Origin of the sequence: Bremerella sp. P1, from assembly GCF_028748185.1 — a bacterium.
Taxonomy (GTDB): domain Bacteria; phylum Planctomycetota; class Planctomycetia; order Pirellulales; family Pirellulaceae; genus Bremerella.
Window position 1 is genome coordinate 4216651 of the sequence record NZ_CP118164.1, and the last position, 13732, is coordinate 4230382.

Here is a 13732-nt window from a genome sequence, read left to right on the forward strand (position 1 = left end):
GAAGAAAATGAACAAGGAAATTACTATGAACTCGAAGAGGTACTCGGGTTTTACCCTAGTCGAACTCTTGGTCGTCATCGCCATCATTGGCGTGTTGATCGCATTGCTTTTGCCTGCCGTGCAGCAAGCCCGAGAAGCCGCACGCCGCATGGAATGTAAGAACAACATGAAGCAGATTGGCTTGGCGATGCATAACTATCACGATTCGCTCGGGTCTTTCCCACCTGGGGCGGTCGCGACTACGCCGGCCTCGGATCACAATCTAGGAAATAGCGGAAGCTGGAGCGCGGACATGTCACGAGCTCCGTGGACCGTATTAATTCTTCCTTACATGGAAGAATCGGCTCTGCACGATTCGTTTGATTTCGGTAAGACGTTTGCCTGGGCATTCAATCAGAACCTGACGGTGCATGGTGCCTCCAGCTATGACACGTCAAGCAACAACAACCATGTCTATCAGACGAAGTCGATGCCGAAGTATATCTGTCCTTCGTTCACGACGGGCCGCTTTCCCACGTTGAGCTACCACGCGGTATGCGGTGGTGGACCAACGCCGAATGACCAGGATCAATACAACGGCCACAATGGTTACAGCGGTCGCGTGTACTTCAATAACGGTGTCTTCTGGAGAAACTCGAAGACGCGTTTCGCAGATATCACCGACGGAACCACCAACGTGCTGATCGTGGGTGAAACCATCTATGCCATGAAGGGAAATACCTGCTGCGAAATGACGACCTGGGCTTCAGGCTATCGTCACACGGCGAACGATCCACTTCTTGTGGGAACTTCGGCAGCGGTCCGGCAGATCAACAGTGGGCCGGATGTGAATGGCAACCAGGTCAACACCTTTAACTACGTGACATCTACCTTCGGCAGTGAGCATCCTGGCGGAGCACAGTTCGTGCTCGGCGATGGTTCGGTTCAATTCCTTAGCGAAGTGATCGACATCAATGCTTACCGCTCGTTGGCCGTACGAGGCGATGGGCTGCCGATCGGCGGACCGCAGTTTTAACGGTTCTGTAGCTGGTAGCTAAAGACACACAGCGCGAAAGGTATGATATGCGTTTTCTGATTTTGTTGACTCTCGGCGTCTGCTGTTGCGGATGTGCTGAGTCTACTTCGGATGGGCCTTCGAGGTATCAAATTTCCGGCGAGGTTTTATTGAATGGTAAGCCTGTGGTGGCAGGCACCGTTCAGTTCGAGCCGGATGCATCGCAAGGGAACAAAGGCCCGATGGCGATCGCTGAAATTCACGAGGGACGCTACGAAACAGATTATGGAAAGGGAGTGGTCGGTGGTCCGCAGAAGATCATCGTCGAGGCTTTCGACGGTAACGGCGAACCCGGTACCTCGATGATGTTGGGACGCCCTATTCCTGGTGGGCCATTCCGCACGCGTGCGGATATTCCCAAGGAAAATGGGACGTTCGATATCAGCGTCCAATCATAGAAGGAAGCATCCTAAGGAGCCTTGGGGGCGGACGATCGGCAGTGAGGCGTCGATGGTCCGCCCCTAATTTATGCGCAGAGGACGAGAATGTCCCCAACCCAAGGAAGTGAGCAGATGTTGTTCAGGTTGGAGCAAATTGAAAACGGTAAAAATTGGAATTCGCAATGAACTTTGTTGCGGGTGCTGTCACAATACTTCTCAATCTCACCACCACCCCTTCATGCACTCGGTGGGCAAGACGAAACGCACGCAATAAACGCAACGACGACCGTCGTGCTCTGTTGGATTGCGTTGAGTTCGACATGCTCGATTCTTCTATTTCCTTCACTTCCTGATTTGGAAAGAACCATGTCAACAACCAAGGCAAAGGGATTTACGCTGGTGGAGCTTTTGGTGGTGATCGCCATCATTGGAGTGCTGATCGCGCTTCTGCTTCCCGCAGTGCAGCAAGCTCGTGAGGCGGCTCGACGTATTCAATGCACCAACCACCTGAAGCAACTCGGGCTGGCGATGCACAACTATCACGATACGTTCCAAAGCTTTCCATACGGTCAGTTCAACGGCCAGCAGGAAGAAGATACTTCTCAAAACCCCAATCGTTCGACATGGTTTGTCGCGCTGCTTCCCTTCGTCGAACAGTCAGCCATGTACGACACAGTGAAACCGAACATGGGGTTGTCTTCGGCTAATACCTGGGATGCCAATGTCCGGAGAACGGTCGTGGAAGGCTTCGTTTGCCCATCCGATCCGTGGGGAGGCAAGGTCGGCAATGATGGTTTTCAGGGAAACTATGTGGCTAACGCGACCCATGAGGTGATGGGCCGCTGGAATTCGAAGCAGGCCTCGATGATGAGTGGTCTCTTCTTTGCCGGGTCACACATCAACTTGAAAGACATTACCGACGGAACGAGCAACACGCTGATGTTTGGCGAAATCCGACAGAGCCCGCAAGCAAATTGCACGATCGGCAATTACTGGAACGGCTGGGCGATGGAATCAATGTTCTGCACGGTCTATGGCGTCAATACGCCTGCTCCGGACTTCGTGCCCTCGGGAGCCGATGCCGAGAACCCATGGCGCGACACGCAGGAGATTCCACTGAGTCCTGGGGCAATGACTGCCTATCCTCTGCGAAGTGCACACCCTGGTGGAGCGATGGTGACTCGTGCCGATGGATCGGCATCTTTCCTGCCGGAAACGATCAACACGGTCAATCTGCAAAATCTTTCTAATCGAGCTGATGGCAACGTGATCACTTCGTTCTAAGCGAACCATCATTCGTTGTTGATTAGATCGGCACGCACCTTCGCCTGCCGATTCGATGGATACGGCTTCCCCGCAAGCGAGTTGAAGTAGTCAACGAAGGCTACGTCGTTTCGCGCAACGATCTTTCATTCATACGGCGTATTAATCGCAAGGATTGAACTGATGAATTCATGGACCATCGCAGAGCGTTTTGGTGCTGTCTTATTAGTTATGGGTATCTTGGTGACGCTCGGTTGTTCTAGCGAACCGCAGAAGTTTACGGTCACCGGTATGGTCACGTTGGATGGTATTCCCGTTCATGATGGGAGCGTGATCTTTTCCCCAATGGATGGAGGCAGCCTCGTTGCCACAGGAAAGGTGATTGATGGCAACTACGAACTGGAATGTGTTCCAGGCGAAAAGAACGTGAAGATTGCTGGTTTTACGTCCGCGAATAAAGTCATTCCTTGGACTTATGTGACTGATCCGACCGGGCTTTCAGCCTCGGTAAACGAAGACGCTCAGATCGACTTTGATCTCAGCAGCAAGGTAAGAAGGCGTCGGTAGTGTCTCCGCGAACGTTTACCTCTTACGGCCCTTTCAGACCAAGTCGAGAATTGGAAGCATGATTCGATACAACCTTATTCTGGGCGCATTCTTCGGGATGGTGGTTGTCATTGGAGGTCCCATTGGCGAGCCCTATGCGAAGATGAAATTCAGTGACGACCTGAAGGAAAAGGCTGTCATGGTTGCCGGGCCTCCGCTGGCTGATGGTTCACCCGGACCAGCGGTCATGGAGATCAGCACGGTGGACCGGCAGGAAAGTGCCCAGCGTTGGGAGTCGTATCAAGACGGCCTACGCTATATTGCCTTCCATACGCTTGCCCTGACCGTCCTGGGACTTGCTTCCCAGGGAGGCTGGGGGCAGGCGATTGGTGGCATTGGCTTTGCGGTAGGTACCCTGCTATTTGGATGTGGCACGGCCGTCGCTGCTGTTTTCGATGCACCGACATTTGCCGTCTTTGCGTCGGTCGGCGCCATGTTTTTGCTGGCTGGCTGGATTGGGCTTTTCATAGCGGCGATTTCAGTTCGCCCAGCCGTGGCGACAGAAGCGTAGCGATTGCCAGACTTTATTCCACCGTCACACTCTTGGCCAGGTTTCGCGGCTTGTCGACATCGCAGCCGCGTAGCAGGGCAATGTGGTACGCAATGAATTGCAATGGTATCACAGAGACGATTGGCTGCAGGAATTCTTCGACCGTTGGAATGCGAATCACATCGTCGGCGTAGTTGTCGATCTCGTGATCGTCTTCGCTGGCGATGGCAATCACGGGGCCACCACGGGCTTTGATCTCTTGCAGGTTGCTCATCACTTTGTCGTAGACGACCCCCTGCGGCATGATGAAGACGCTTGGCGTGTTTTCATCGACCAAGGCAATCGGCCCGTGCTTGAGTTCCGCGGCAGGGTAGCCTTCCGCATGGATGTAGCTGATTTCTTTCAGCTTCAAGGCGCCTTCCAGGGCGGTCGGGAAGTTGAAGTAGCGACCCAGGTACAGGAAGTTGTTCGAGGTCTGGTACTTTTCTGCAATCTTGCGAGCCTGGTCTTGGGTGGTCAGTGCTTTACGAACAGCATCGGGAAGGGCCTGCATCGCGCGGATGATGCGGTAGCCTTGGTCGAAGCTCAGGTGATTGAGGCGACCAAAATAAAGCCCCAGCATCGCCATCACGACGAGTTGCGATGTGTATGCTTTGGTAGAAGCCACGCCCACTTCGGGGCCGGCGTGCAGATAGATGCCCCCGTCCGCCTCTTGGGCAATGCTGCTTCCAACGACATTGCAAATGGCCAGCGTCGGATGACCTTTGCGTTTCATCTCTCGCAAAGCGGCGAGCGTATCGGCCGTTTCGCCACTTTGCGTAATGCCAAACACCAGCGTGCGACGTGGTACCGGTGGGTTGCGGTAGCGAAGTTCTGAGGCGTACTCCACTTCGACTGGAATCCGCGCCATCTCTTCGATCAGGTATTCTCCGACCATCGCCGCATGCCAGCTGGTGCCACACGCGGTGAGAAGGATTCGGTCCACGCCGCGGAGTTCCTGGGGCGTCAGATTGAGCCCTCCAAAAACGGCGGTCGCATTGTCGAGATTCAAACGTCCACGCATTGCGTTTTCGATCGACTGAGGCTGCTCGAAGATTTCCTTAAGCATGTAGTGCTCGAAGTCCCCGAGTTCGACATCCCCGGAAGCAATCTCGAGCTTCTCGACGCTGTGGGTGACCTCACCCAGGTCACGGTGAGCGATTTGCAGCGAGTCGGCTTTGATCAGCGCGACTTGGTGATCGGTCAGGTAAACGATCTTGTCGGTATAGCCAACCAGAGGCGAGGCATCGCTGGCCAGGAAGTGGGCGTCTTCCGATACGCCGATCACCAGCGGACTACCCAGCCGTGCGGCAATCACCAGATCGGGCCGGCAGCGGAAGAGGATACCGACACCGTAAGTCCCTTGGAGCTGCGCCAGAACTTTTTGGATCAGTCCCACAAGTGCATCATCGCTTGGGGCTTTGCCAGGTGGAATCGAAAGTTGCTTGAAACCATCCTCCAGCATGAACGCGATCACCTCGGTATCGGTGTCGCTTTGGAATTGATATCCCTTTTGCTGGAGTCGATTCTTGAGTGCCGCATAGTTTTCGATCACTCCGTTATGAACCACAACGATATCGCCGTGTGGTCCCGGGTGAGGGTGAGCATTTGTCTGCGTCGCGGGGCCGTGCGTCGCCCAACGCGTATGTCCGATGCCGGTGGTGCCGACGGGCATCTCATCCGCCAGTCGATCGGCCAAAGAGTCAATGCGACCGGCTGTCTTCACAATGTGAATGTGAGAATTGCGATCCACGGCCGCAATGCCTGCGCTGTCGTATCCGCGGTATTCCAGACGCCGCAGGCCTTCCAGGAGAAAGTCTGCTGCTCGGTGATCTCCGACGTACCCGACAATGCCACACATGGCCCGTTTCCCTTCCGCGTGGTGTGATAAATCCTTCTATGCTATCGCCGGAAAGCTTAGCAGAGTCGTGGGGTTATACGAAGATCGATTGAAGTTTCCCCTGGGAACTGCCCTTCATTTTTCGGGGCCAAACCGCTTATGCTGATGGCAGTTCGCGTGCGGATCACGCGATATTCGTCCTTAGAATGGATTCGACCGATGGCCATGGAACGTGCCGTATCGCTGGCTCTGAACAGTCTTGTTGTCATTCCCGCACGGCTGCAATCAACACGACTTCCCCAAAAGCTCTTGTTGGCCGAGACCGGCAAGCCGCTCATTCAGCACACTTACGAAGCGGCATGTCAGGCCCAGGGCAATTGCGGCGTGATCGTGGCGACCGATCATCCATCGATTGAAAATGCCGTTTGCGATTTCGGTGGCGAAGCGATCATGACCAGCGAGTCGTGTGCTAGCGGTACCGATCGCGTGGCGGAAGTTGCGAGGGCCCGCCCTGACATCGATATTTTTATCAACGTCCAAGGGGACGAGCCTGAGATCTCTGCCGAGGCGATCGAGCGAGTCCGGTTTCTGCTGGAAGTGAATCCGGATGTCTCGATGGCTACCCTCGCCACCCCTATCCGATCGATGGAAAAGTTGCGGGATCCCGCGTGCGTGAAAGTGGTCTGTGGGGACAACGGCCGAGCGTTATATTTCAGCCGTAGTCCGATTCCGCACGTCCGCGATGGCTACGAAAGCGGCCTCCACGCGGAAAAGCCAGCCTTTTTGCAGCATTTGGGCATCTACGCCTATCGCCGAGATTTTCTGTTGAAACTGGCGACCGCCCCGCCATCGGATCTCGAACAACTGGAAAAGCTTGAACAGTTGCGAGTTTTGGAAATGGGCGAGACCATTTTGGTCGGGACCATCGCCGAGCCAAGTATCGGAATCGATACCCCAGATGACTATGCGGCGTTTGTCAAAAAGATGTGCAATCGCTAGGATAGTGGTTTCACGCTAGCGGCACTTCTTTGGTTTCCATGGGGTTTCATTTAATTCCCGTTGGCCGGGCATTAAGTGGCTTTAATGGCTTGGATTTGTAAATCCAGAGTCGGCTAAGGCAGTGCGTCGCGGCATGTTTCTTTCTGCTCCGAAGCATGGAAGGTCTCTGGGCCCAAGCAACTTCATGGCAAAACATATTTTCGTTACCGGCGGCGTTGTTAGTTCACTTGGCAAGGGTTTGACCAGCGCCTCGGTCGGGATGCTCCTCGAGCAGCGCGGCCTCAAGGTCAAGATGCAGAAGCTTGACCCCTATATCAACGTCGACCCAGGGACCATGAGCCCGTATCAGCACGGCGAAGTTTACGTGCTGGATGACGGCAGCGAGACCGACCTCGACCTCGGTCACTACGAGCGATTCACCAATAGTCCGCTGACGCGCGACTCGAACTACACGACCGGCCAAATCTACATGTCGGTCATCAATAAAGAGCGTCGCGGCGAGTTCCTCGGCAAGACGGTCCAGGTTATTCCGCACATTACCGATGAAATCAAGTCGGTGATTCGTAAGCTGGGTGATGACGATACCGATGTGATTATCACCGAAATTGGCGGTACGGTCGGTGACATCGAAAGTCAGCCGTTTCTGGAAGCGATTCGTCAGTTTCCTCAGACGGTCGGCCGGGAAAACTGCTTGTTCATTCACCTGACGCTGGTTCCTTACTTGAAGGCCGCCGGCGAACTGAAGACCAAGCCGACTCAGCACTCGGTTGGACAACTTCGTGAAATCGGTATCCAGCCAGATATTCTGATCTGTCGTACCGAACGCAACTTGAGCCGCGACGATCGTGAGAAGATCGCATTGTTCTGTAACGTGCCGATTGAGGCCGTTATCGAGGAAAAGGACAAGGACTTCTCGATCTATGAAGTGCCGATCAGTCTGCACGATAACAACTTGGACGATTTGATCGCCGGCAAGTTGGGACTGCCCCAAGTTTCGTCCGTCGACTTGACCCCATGGCAAGAGATTCTGCATACGCTGCGTTACCCTGACCACGAGATCAGCATTGCGGTCGTGGGTAAGTACGCCGAGCACAAAGATGCCTACAAGTCGATTTACGAAGCGATCGACCACGCCGGCATTCATCACAAGTCGCAAATCCGCGTCGGTCGTATTCAGAGCGAAACGCTGGAAACCGAAGGGGCCGAACGCATGCTGGCTGGCTTCGACGGAATCCTCGTACCAGGCGGTTTCGGCGAACGCGGCATCGAAGGCAAGGTCGAAGCGATTCGATACGCTCGTGAGCGTGGTATTCCTTTCCTGGGGATTTGTCTCGGGATGCAGTGTGCCGCTATCGAATTTGCCCGCAATGTCGTCGGACTGGAAGGGGCTCACTCAACCGAATTCGACAAGCACACGCCGCATCCGGTGATTTGTTTGCTGGACGAGCAAAAAAATATCACCGACAAGGGCGGAACCATGCGTCTGGGGACGCAGCCTTGTGCGTTGGAAGAAGGTACGTATGCCCGCGAAGCGTACGGTGAAGAAGAAATCAGCGAGCGGCATCGCCATCGCTACGAATTCAACAACGTCTATCGCGACCAGTTCAAGAGTCACGGTCTGCGGTTTTCGGGATTGAAGCCAGACAAGTCGCTCGTCGAGATCCTTGAGATCGAAGAGCATCCTTGGTTTGTCGCGGTTCAATTCCACCCGGAATTCAAAAGCAAGCCGATCCAGGCTCATCCGCTATTCGCAGGCTTCGTGGGTGCGGCAATTGCCCGTCGACGACGGGATGCGCAGAAGGATAAGCAGCAATCGACCAAGCCTTCTTCCGAGCCAGCGGACGCATAGTTTCGCTCTCGAATTCGCGCTGATTTTGAATCCCTTGCCCCGACCCTATCCCCATTGAGGGAGAGGGGACCAGAGATCATGCCATGAGCGAAGAAAAAGATCCGGAAAAGAAGATCATTATTGATAGCGATTGGAAAGAGCAAGTCCGCCAAGAGAAAGAGAATCTGAAGGAGGAGCCCGAAGCGGAACCTTCTTCGCCGCCCCTTGAGCCTGAGCCTGAGCCTGAAGTTGCCTCGGCACCGGGTGCCGGACAGTTTCCGCCGGCGGATTTCACGCTCTTGATCTCAATGCTTGCCACCCAGGCTTTTGCTGCGATGGGGCATATCCCCGATCCAGCTACCGGGCAAGCGTCCAAGCACCCCGAGGTCGCCAAGCATATGATCGATCTTTTGGCGGTGCTGGAAGAAAAGACCAAGGGGAATCTTGATCCGCAAGAGAATGCCGCGCTCGAAAGCGTGCTGCATCAGCTGCGAATGGCTTACGTGGATTCGAAGTAGATGGCCCCATGCACTTTAAAGCATTCGTCATCAAAGCTGGCCCAGGTGGAAAGATGCTTCAAGGGGGCGGTTGGTCAGTTCAGTTAGAAGACGAGCGTATCTTTCGAGCTTTCATTACGGCGAAGGTCTACACAGTAAAGTCTCCGCGACTTCCTGTTGGGACGGTTGTTTCCGTCTCGTTAAGGGGTGACGGGAGTGATTTCTGCTCTATAAACCTCAGTGAATCACCAGTCGAGTGGGTCTAGCGTTTGAATGATGAGTCGGATCGGGCACAAAAAAAGCCCCGCGGTTGAGTGGACTATTCTCAACCGCGGGGCCGTAGTTTGCTGGGGAATTTAAAGGTAGGCATCCATGCCTGAAAGGCCATCCCTGGTATCTTGTGATTGATCCGAGTCGTCGACGGAACAAAACAGGGTTAACGACGGTCGATCAATTCCCTAGCAAACGAGTGACTCCATTTGATTTCGTGTTAGCCGCTGAGCTGATCCAGCAAGGATCGGAATTCCGGCATCTTCTCTTCGAGATTGTTGAGCCACGCTTCGGGCTTCCAGATTTCGACACACACGGCAGCCCCGACGATTAAGACTTCTCCGCCGGCTTCGACCCCCAAGAATTCCCGAAATCCCTCCGGTATCAGCAATCTCCCTTTTCCGGCCAGCGTGACGTTGCGTTGTCGTGTGGAAAGTAGTCGACCCAAGAGTTGGACGTCCGCAATTTTGTTTTCCAGCTTGCCGGCGGCGATCTTCGCGTGAACCAGGTTCACTCCGGCATCCAGCTTTCCTTGCCACTGCGGCCCGTTCCATAAGCTCAAGCATCCCGGTCGTTCTTTGACCAGGATGAGGTCGTCCCCTTTTGGAGAAACCAGGTCGGTAATCTGCGTGGGAATCGACAACCGGAACCGGTCGTCCAGCGTGCGGCTGTATTCCCCCAGAATGAACTCGTCCGACCCCATGCGTTTTTGTTTTCATACAGGAAAACCGCCAAACGCCCTTTTGGGTTAGTTTCCCACATCAGTAATGTGTTTTAATCCTCTGTGGGTTAATTTCCCACAGCAAAGAGTTTATCCGGTGCGCGCCGTTTCGCAACCTTTCTTGAGAGAAATTTGGCAATTCTTTACAGATATGCGGTTTTCTCGGGCATTTCTTTCGGATGCGTTCTCAAGAAACTGAACTGGAACTGAAATCCGGGATTGGGTAACTTTCCCACACGATGGCCTCGATAGCCCGCTCGATAGGGAGATCAAGCGGCGAGGCAGCTATGGCACTCGAGCGGTTGGAATACGCAACGTGACCAAAGAAGACGCGAAAGATCCGGTTGTCATCACCGGAATCGGACTGATCACATCGGTCGGAAAGGATCGAGAATCGACCTGGTCGTCGATTCAGCGCGGAACGTGCGGAATTCGCCGGATGACCGGCATTTCTCCCATTGAAGACAACTTAGTGCTGGGGGCCCCGGTTGATCTGCCGGAAGGTTACGAACCCCGCCTGAAGATTCTCACGCTCAACGAAATCGCCGCCGCCGAAGCACTCAAAGACGCACACGTAGACTTTGGCAGTATTGATCGAACCCGATTCGGTTGCGCGGTCAGTGCCGGCATGGGAGACGCCCGGTCGATTTTCAATGTCCTTGATCTTCCCGGTAAGACCTGGCCAGTTGCTGGTGGGCTTCCTCACGAGCAGTTTTTCCCGTGCACGCCGTCCTATCATGTCGCTCACACATTCGGTCTGGACGGTCCTCGTCTTTCGCATTCGACTGCATGTGCCAGCGGTTTGGTAGAACTCGGCTGTGCCGTCCGCGCGATTCGAGACCGTCAATGCGATATCGCCTTGGCGGGCAGTGCCGAAGCCATCGACCCATTGTTCGTCGCCGGCTTTCGTAAGATGCGCGTCTTGTCGGACGACGCCGATCCCGTGCATGCTTGCCGTCCATTCGACAAAACACGCAATGGTTTTGTCATTGGAGAAGGCTCGGCCATGTTCGTGGTTGAACGGTTAAGCCATGCGTTGGCTCGCGGGGCAAAGATTTACTCGGAAGTCCTCGGTTGCCGCATGCTGGCCGAGGCGCACCATGTGACTGGAATCGATATGCAAAGTGACGCTCTGGAGCGTCTCTTGCGGATCACCTTAAAGTCGAGCGATTTGGGTCCGCGAGATGTCGACTACATTAATTGCCATGGTACCGGCACCCAGCAAAACGATGTCAACGAAGCTCGTGGTATCCGTGCCGCTTTTGGTCCGTTTACCAATCGACTCTGTGCCAGTAGTATCAAGTCGATGGTCGGGCATTCTTTGAATGCTTCGGGCAGTATTGAACTTGCCATGACCGCGCTGGCACTGCGTGACGGCTTCGTTCCACCGACGTCTAATCTTCGCAGCATCGACCCCGAGGTCGACATGGACTGCGTTCCGTTGGTCGGACGAGAGCAGAAGATCCAGCATGCTTTGAAGCTTTCTGTGGCCTTTGGCGGGCACTTGGTTGCCGTGGCCCTTCGCCGCTGGAATGACTCGCAATCTGGGTTTGCTTATCCAGAACGACGCTCGGACGATTTGCGCCGGGCAGCGGCTGCTTAGCGAAAATATTGCTGCGTCCGCTGATTTTGGGACGGGGCCGTGTTACGATAGAAGCTCTGCAAATTCAGCATTTCTGTCGACGGCGTATCACCCATGTCAGAGTTCAAACTTCCGCCGCTTAAGAAGCCCAAAAAGGGGCAGGGTCCCAAGCTGACCGACTCGGGCCTTTTGACCAAGCGGATCGTGAAGCAGGTCGAATCGTATTTGCCGATCATTCTGAATCGGGTCAAAGCCGGGCAAGATATGGAGAAGGTCGTCCGGGATATCGCCGAGCATGCAGGCGTCGAACCAGATATGGTGGCCAAGTATGTCCAGGCAGTGATCAAGGCCGGATCATCCCAGACTGCTTCTGGTGGATCGGTTTTCTGATCTGCGCATGAAAAAAGGACCTGCGAAATGAATCGCAAGTCCTTGTTCAAGTGGGCCCGACTGGAGTCGAACCAGCACGTCCTAAAGCGGACACTAGGCCCTCAACCTAGCGCGTCTGCCAATTCCGCCACGAGCCCACAATTTCGGCTTTTCGCCAAACAAAGCAGTCTACGCAAAAGCCTTGAAAGGTCAAGTAGGGGACACCCGGGACCGCGCAAAGTTCGCGCGAACTAGTTGTCCTCTTTGCGTTTAACGAAAACGAGCGTCTTATCCAGCGAGATCGATAAAGCTGCTCGATTGAGTCGTTCTTGAACGGACCGTAGGATCCTGTCCGAAGGCAAATCGAGGTGACGAACCACCAGGTCGCAGAACTTGGCCTGCCAGTTTTTGCCATCCAGTTCGCGGAGCGTTTCGATCAATCCGGAAGAGAGCAGGGCCATGACCTCGCCAGGCTGGAGCATTGCCGTGGCCAGTTCCGGTTCAACTTCGGGGCCGCTACCCAAGGGCCAGGAGTTGTTCCATAGCGGTCGGACGGAGTTCTGCTTGAAGGCAAAGCCCTGGACGTGTCCGCACGATCCGGCTTCCATCGTGCCGAGCATGGGGTCGAAGATCGCGTAGGCGAGCGAGGCGAAATGATCGCCGGCCGAAGCGGCCCAGAAAGTTCGATTCACTCGGTCGAGCATGACCTCGGCCGTATGAGCAATCCGGCAGTTGGCTTTCACTGCGGTCGCCAGGCTCGTCGACGTCATTACCGCGTCGAAGTTATCGTCCATGGCGTCGCCCACGAAAATTGCCAGCTTGCCATCTTCGATGACCGCCCAGTCATGGAAGTCGCCTCCCATTTCGTTGCCTTGCTGCGTCCAGGCAGAGACGTCCCATCCTTCGACTAGCGGTTTGACGTTGGGAAGCTGAGCTTTTTGGCGATCAGCGATCTGATTCTTTTGTCGAGCGAGCTTTTGTGTCGTGCGGCGTTCGGCGATCAGTTGATCTCGTTCCAGGTCGACGGCCAGCTTGCCGGCGATGATCTCGAGAAGGTTGGTTTCGCGATCGCTGAAATCACGAGACTCTTCGGCAAATATCCAGAGGGTTCCCAGGGGGGTCGTCGACGTCGCGACGGGAATGCAAACCGCAGAAGGGACATCTTCCGGGCATGGCCAGTGAGGAAGAAGCATGGTGTCTTCTAGGACGACGGCGTTACCGGAAAGTGCTTCCAGATCGGCCAGGCTACCTTCGAGCGACCGCGGTGGATCGAGCAGACGGCTTTCGGGAAGGTTGTGGCCAGCGCGAAGCTTGAGCTCGCTTGTTGCGTCGTCAAGCACATACAGCCCTGCAGCCGTAGCGCCGGTGACTTCGACAGCCGAGGCCAACGCGGCTTCGAGTCGGTCGGCCAGGTGATCGACGGCCGGGTGGGCGACGACGGGAATATGCGTGGCGAGTTCGGCTTCTCGTTGACGAACCGCAACACGGAGTCGGTCGATTTCGGCCAGCAGGAACTCAAGGCCACCAGCTAGTCCGCCGAGGTTTTCGAGCATGACGGCATCATCGACAGCGCTTGTCTTCGCGCCTTCATGCGAATGAAGCTCAAGCCTCGCCATTTTTCCGCCCCGAGTCACATGTTGCTGCGACATGCGTTTCCCCTTTTTGGTGGAAGGTTCTTCGCGAAGAGCGAGTCCGAATCCGGTTAAATCCGTCAGTGCTGCAGAGATCTTGGATAACCCTGGATAGGCTTCTTGCCTGGTGGGTTCACTGGCTTGCGTCTCTTCGCGGTGGACT

At 55.0% G+C, this 13732-nt stretch carries 13 protein-coding genes and 1 tRNA gene; 10 read left to right on the forward strand and 4 right to left on the reverse strand.

Annotated elements, in window-relative coordinates:
- Positions 1 to 25: 25 nt before the first annotated feature.
- From PSR63_RS17730 to PSR63_RS17750, 5 genes are all read left to right on the forward strand, one after another.
- The gene (locus tag PSR63_RS17730) at positions 26 to 1015 is read left to right on the forward strand and encodes a DUF1559 family PulG-like putative transporter (RefSeq protein ID WP_274327012.1); all 990 of its coding nucleotides are present in this window, start codon (positions 26 to 28) and stop codon (positions 1013 to 1015) included.
- A gap of 47 nt (positions 1016 to 1062) precedes the next feature.
- Positions 1063 to 1452 carry a hypothetical protein gene (locus PSR63_RS17735; protein ID WP_274327013.1) on the forward strand — a complete coding sequence of 130 codons (390 nt, stop codon included), beginning with the start codon at positions 1063 to 1065 and terminating at the stop codon, positions 1450 to 1452.
- Between the two features lie 348 nt (positions 1453 to 1800).
- Entirely contained in the window at positions 1801 to 2718 is a 918-nt protein-coding gene (locus PSR63_RS17740; protein WP_274327014.1) for a DUF1559 domain-containing protein, read from the forward strand.
- Positions 2719 to 2880: 162 nt separating this feature from the next.
- On the forward strand, positions 2881 to 3264 hold the full coding sequence (locus PSR63_RS17745; RefSeq protein WP_274327015.1) for a hypothetical protein: 384 nt from the start codon (positions 2881 to 2883) through the stop codon (positions 3262 to 3264).
- Positions 3265 to 3322: 58 nt separating this feature from the next.
- Complete coding sequence (locus tag PSR63_RS17750) at positions 3323 to 3814, forward strand: DUF423 domain-containing protein (RefSeq protein ID WP_274327016.1); 492 nt, start codon at positions 3323 to 3325, stop codon at positions 3812 to 3814.
- A 13-nt stretch (positions 3815 to 3827) separates the two neighbouring features.
- Here PSR63_RS17750 and glmS read toward each other — a convergent pair whose 3' ends face one another.
- A complete protein-coding gene (gene glmS, locus PSR63_RS17755) occupies positions 3828 to 5693 on the reverse strand; it encodes a glutamine--fructose-6-phosphate transaminase (isomerizing) (RefSeq protein ID WP_274327017.1) in 1866 nt (621 codons plus the stop codon).
- A 228-nt stretch (positions 5694 to 5921) separates the two neighbouring features.
- Between glmS and kdsB the strand changes: the two genes are divergently transcribed.
- The 3 genes from kdsB to PSR63_RS17770 all read left to right on the forward strand — a co-directional run bounded on the left by kdsB (position 5922) and on the right by PSR63_RS17770 (position 9017).
- On the forward strand, positions 5922 to 6671 hold the full coding sequence (kdsB, locus tag PSR63_RS17760) for a 3-deoxy-manno-octulosonate cytidylyltransferase (protein WP_274334207.1): 750 nt from the start codon (positions 5922 to 5924) through the stop codon (positions 6669 to 6671).
- A 184-nt stretch (positions 6672 to 6855) separates the two neighbouring features.
- Positions 6856 to 8520: a CTP synthase gene (locus PSR63_RS17765; RefSeq protein WP_274327018.1), complete on the forward strand. Its 1665-nt coding sequence runs from the start codon at positions 6856 to 6858 to the stop codon at positions 8518 to 8520.
- A gap of 83 nt (positions 8521 to 8603) precedes the next feature.
- Entirely contained in the window at positions 8604 to 9017 is a 414-nt protein-coding gene (locus PSR63_RS17770; RefSeq protein ID WP_274327019.1) for a DUF1844 domain-containing protein, read from the forward strand.
- Positions 9018 to 9486: 469 nt separating this feature from the next.
- On the opposite strand, the gene PSR63_RS17775 is transcribed toward PSR63_RS17770, so the two are convergent.
- Positions 9487 to 9969, reverse strand: a complete 483-nt coding sequence (locus PSR63_RS17775; RefSeq protein ID WP_274327020.1) for a division/cell wall cluster transcriptional repressor MraZ — start codon at positions 9967 to 9969, stop codon at positions 9487 to 9489.
- A 334-nt stretch (positions 9970 to 10303) separates the two neighbouring features.
- Here PSR63_RS17775 and PSR63_RS17780 point away from each other — a divergent pair, with 334 nt between their 5' ends.
- Together PSR63_RS17780 and PSR63_RS17785 are read left to right on the forward strand one after the other, a co-directional pair.
- The gene (locus PSR63_RS17780) at positions 10304 to 11590 is read left to right on the forward strand and encodes a beta-ketoacyl-[acyl-carrier-protein] synthase family protein (RefSeq protein ID WP_274327021.1); all 1287 of its coding nucleotides are present in this window, start codon (positions 10304 to 10306) and stop codon (positions 11588 to 11590) included.
- 93 nt (positions 11591 to 11683) lie between these two features.
- The gene (locus tag PSR63_RS17785; RefSeq protein WP_274327022.1) at positions 11684 to 11959 is read left to right on the forward strand and encodes a hypothetical protein; all 276 of its coding nucleotides are present in this window, start codon (positions 11684 to 11686) and stop codon (positions 11957 to 11959) included.
- Between the two features lie 51 nt (positions 11960 to 12010).
- Here the strand turns inward: PSR63_RS17785 and PSR63_RS17790 are convergent.
- Together PSR63_RS17790 and PSR63_RS17795 are read right to left on the reverse strand one after the other, a co-directional pair.
- A tRNA-Leu gene (locus PSR63_RS17790) sits at positions 12011 to 12096 on the reverse strand.
- A 93-nt stretch (positions 12097 to 12189) separates the two neighbouring features.
- Complete coding sequence (locus tag PSR63_RS17795) at positions 12190 to 13587, reverse strand: PP2C family protein-serine/threonine phosphatase (RefSeq protein WP_274327023.1); 1398 nt, start codon at positions 13585 to 13587, stop codon at positions 12190 to 12192.
- Positions 13588 to 13732 lie beyond the last annotated feature (145 nt).

What these genes read in the sequence shown, in the direction of transcription:
- PSR63_RS17735 (WP_274327013.1), top strand. Translation starts at nt 1,063, where the DNA reads ATGCGTTTTCTGATTTTGTTGACTCTCGGCGTCTGCTGTTGCGGATGT.
- PSR63_RS17740 (WP_274327014.1), top strand. Translation starts at nt 1,801, where the DNA reads ATGTCAACAACCAAGGCAAAGGGATTTACGCTGGTGGAGCTTTTGGTG.
- PSR63_RS17750 (WP_274327016.1), top strand. Translation starts at nt 3,323, where the DNA reads ATGATTCGATACAACCTTATTCTGGGCGCATTCTTCGGGATGGTGGTT.
- PSR63_RS17765 (WP_274327018.1), top strand. Translation starts at nt 6,856, where the DNA reads ATGGCAAAACATATTTTCGTTACCGGCGGCGTTGTTAGTTCACTTGGC.
- PSR63_RS17770 (WP_274327019.1), top strand. Translation starts at nt 8,604, where the DNA reads ATGAGCGAAGAAAAAGATCCGGAAAAGAAGATCATTATTGATAGCGAT.
- PSR63_RS17785 (WP_274327022.1), top strand. Translation starts at nt 11,684, where the DNA reads ATGTCAGAGTTCAAACTTCCGCCGCTTAAGAAGCCCAAAAAGGGGCAG.
- PSR63_RS17795 (WP_274327023.1), bottom strand. Translation starts at nt 13,587, where the DNA reads ATGTCGCAGCAACATGTGACTCGGGGCGGAAAAATGGCGAGGCTTGAG.
- PSR63_RS17775 (WP_274327020.1), bottom strand. Translation starts at nt 9,969, where the DNA reads ATGGGGTCGGACGAGTTCATTCTGGGGGAATACAGCCGCACGCTGGAC.
- glmS (WP_274327017.1), bottom strand. Translation starts at nt 5,693, where the DNA reads ATGTGTGGCATTGTCGGGTACGTCGGAGATCACCGAGCAGCAGACTTT.
- PSR63_RS17745 (WP_274327015.1), top strand. Translation starts at nt 2,881, where the DNA reads ATGAATTCATGGACCATCGCAGAGCGTTTTGGTGCTGTCTTATTAGTT.
- PSR63_RS17730 (WP_274327012.1), top strand. Translation starts at nt 26, where the DNA reads ATGAACTCGAAGAGGTACTCGGGTTTTACCCTAGTCGAACTCTTGGTC.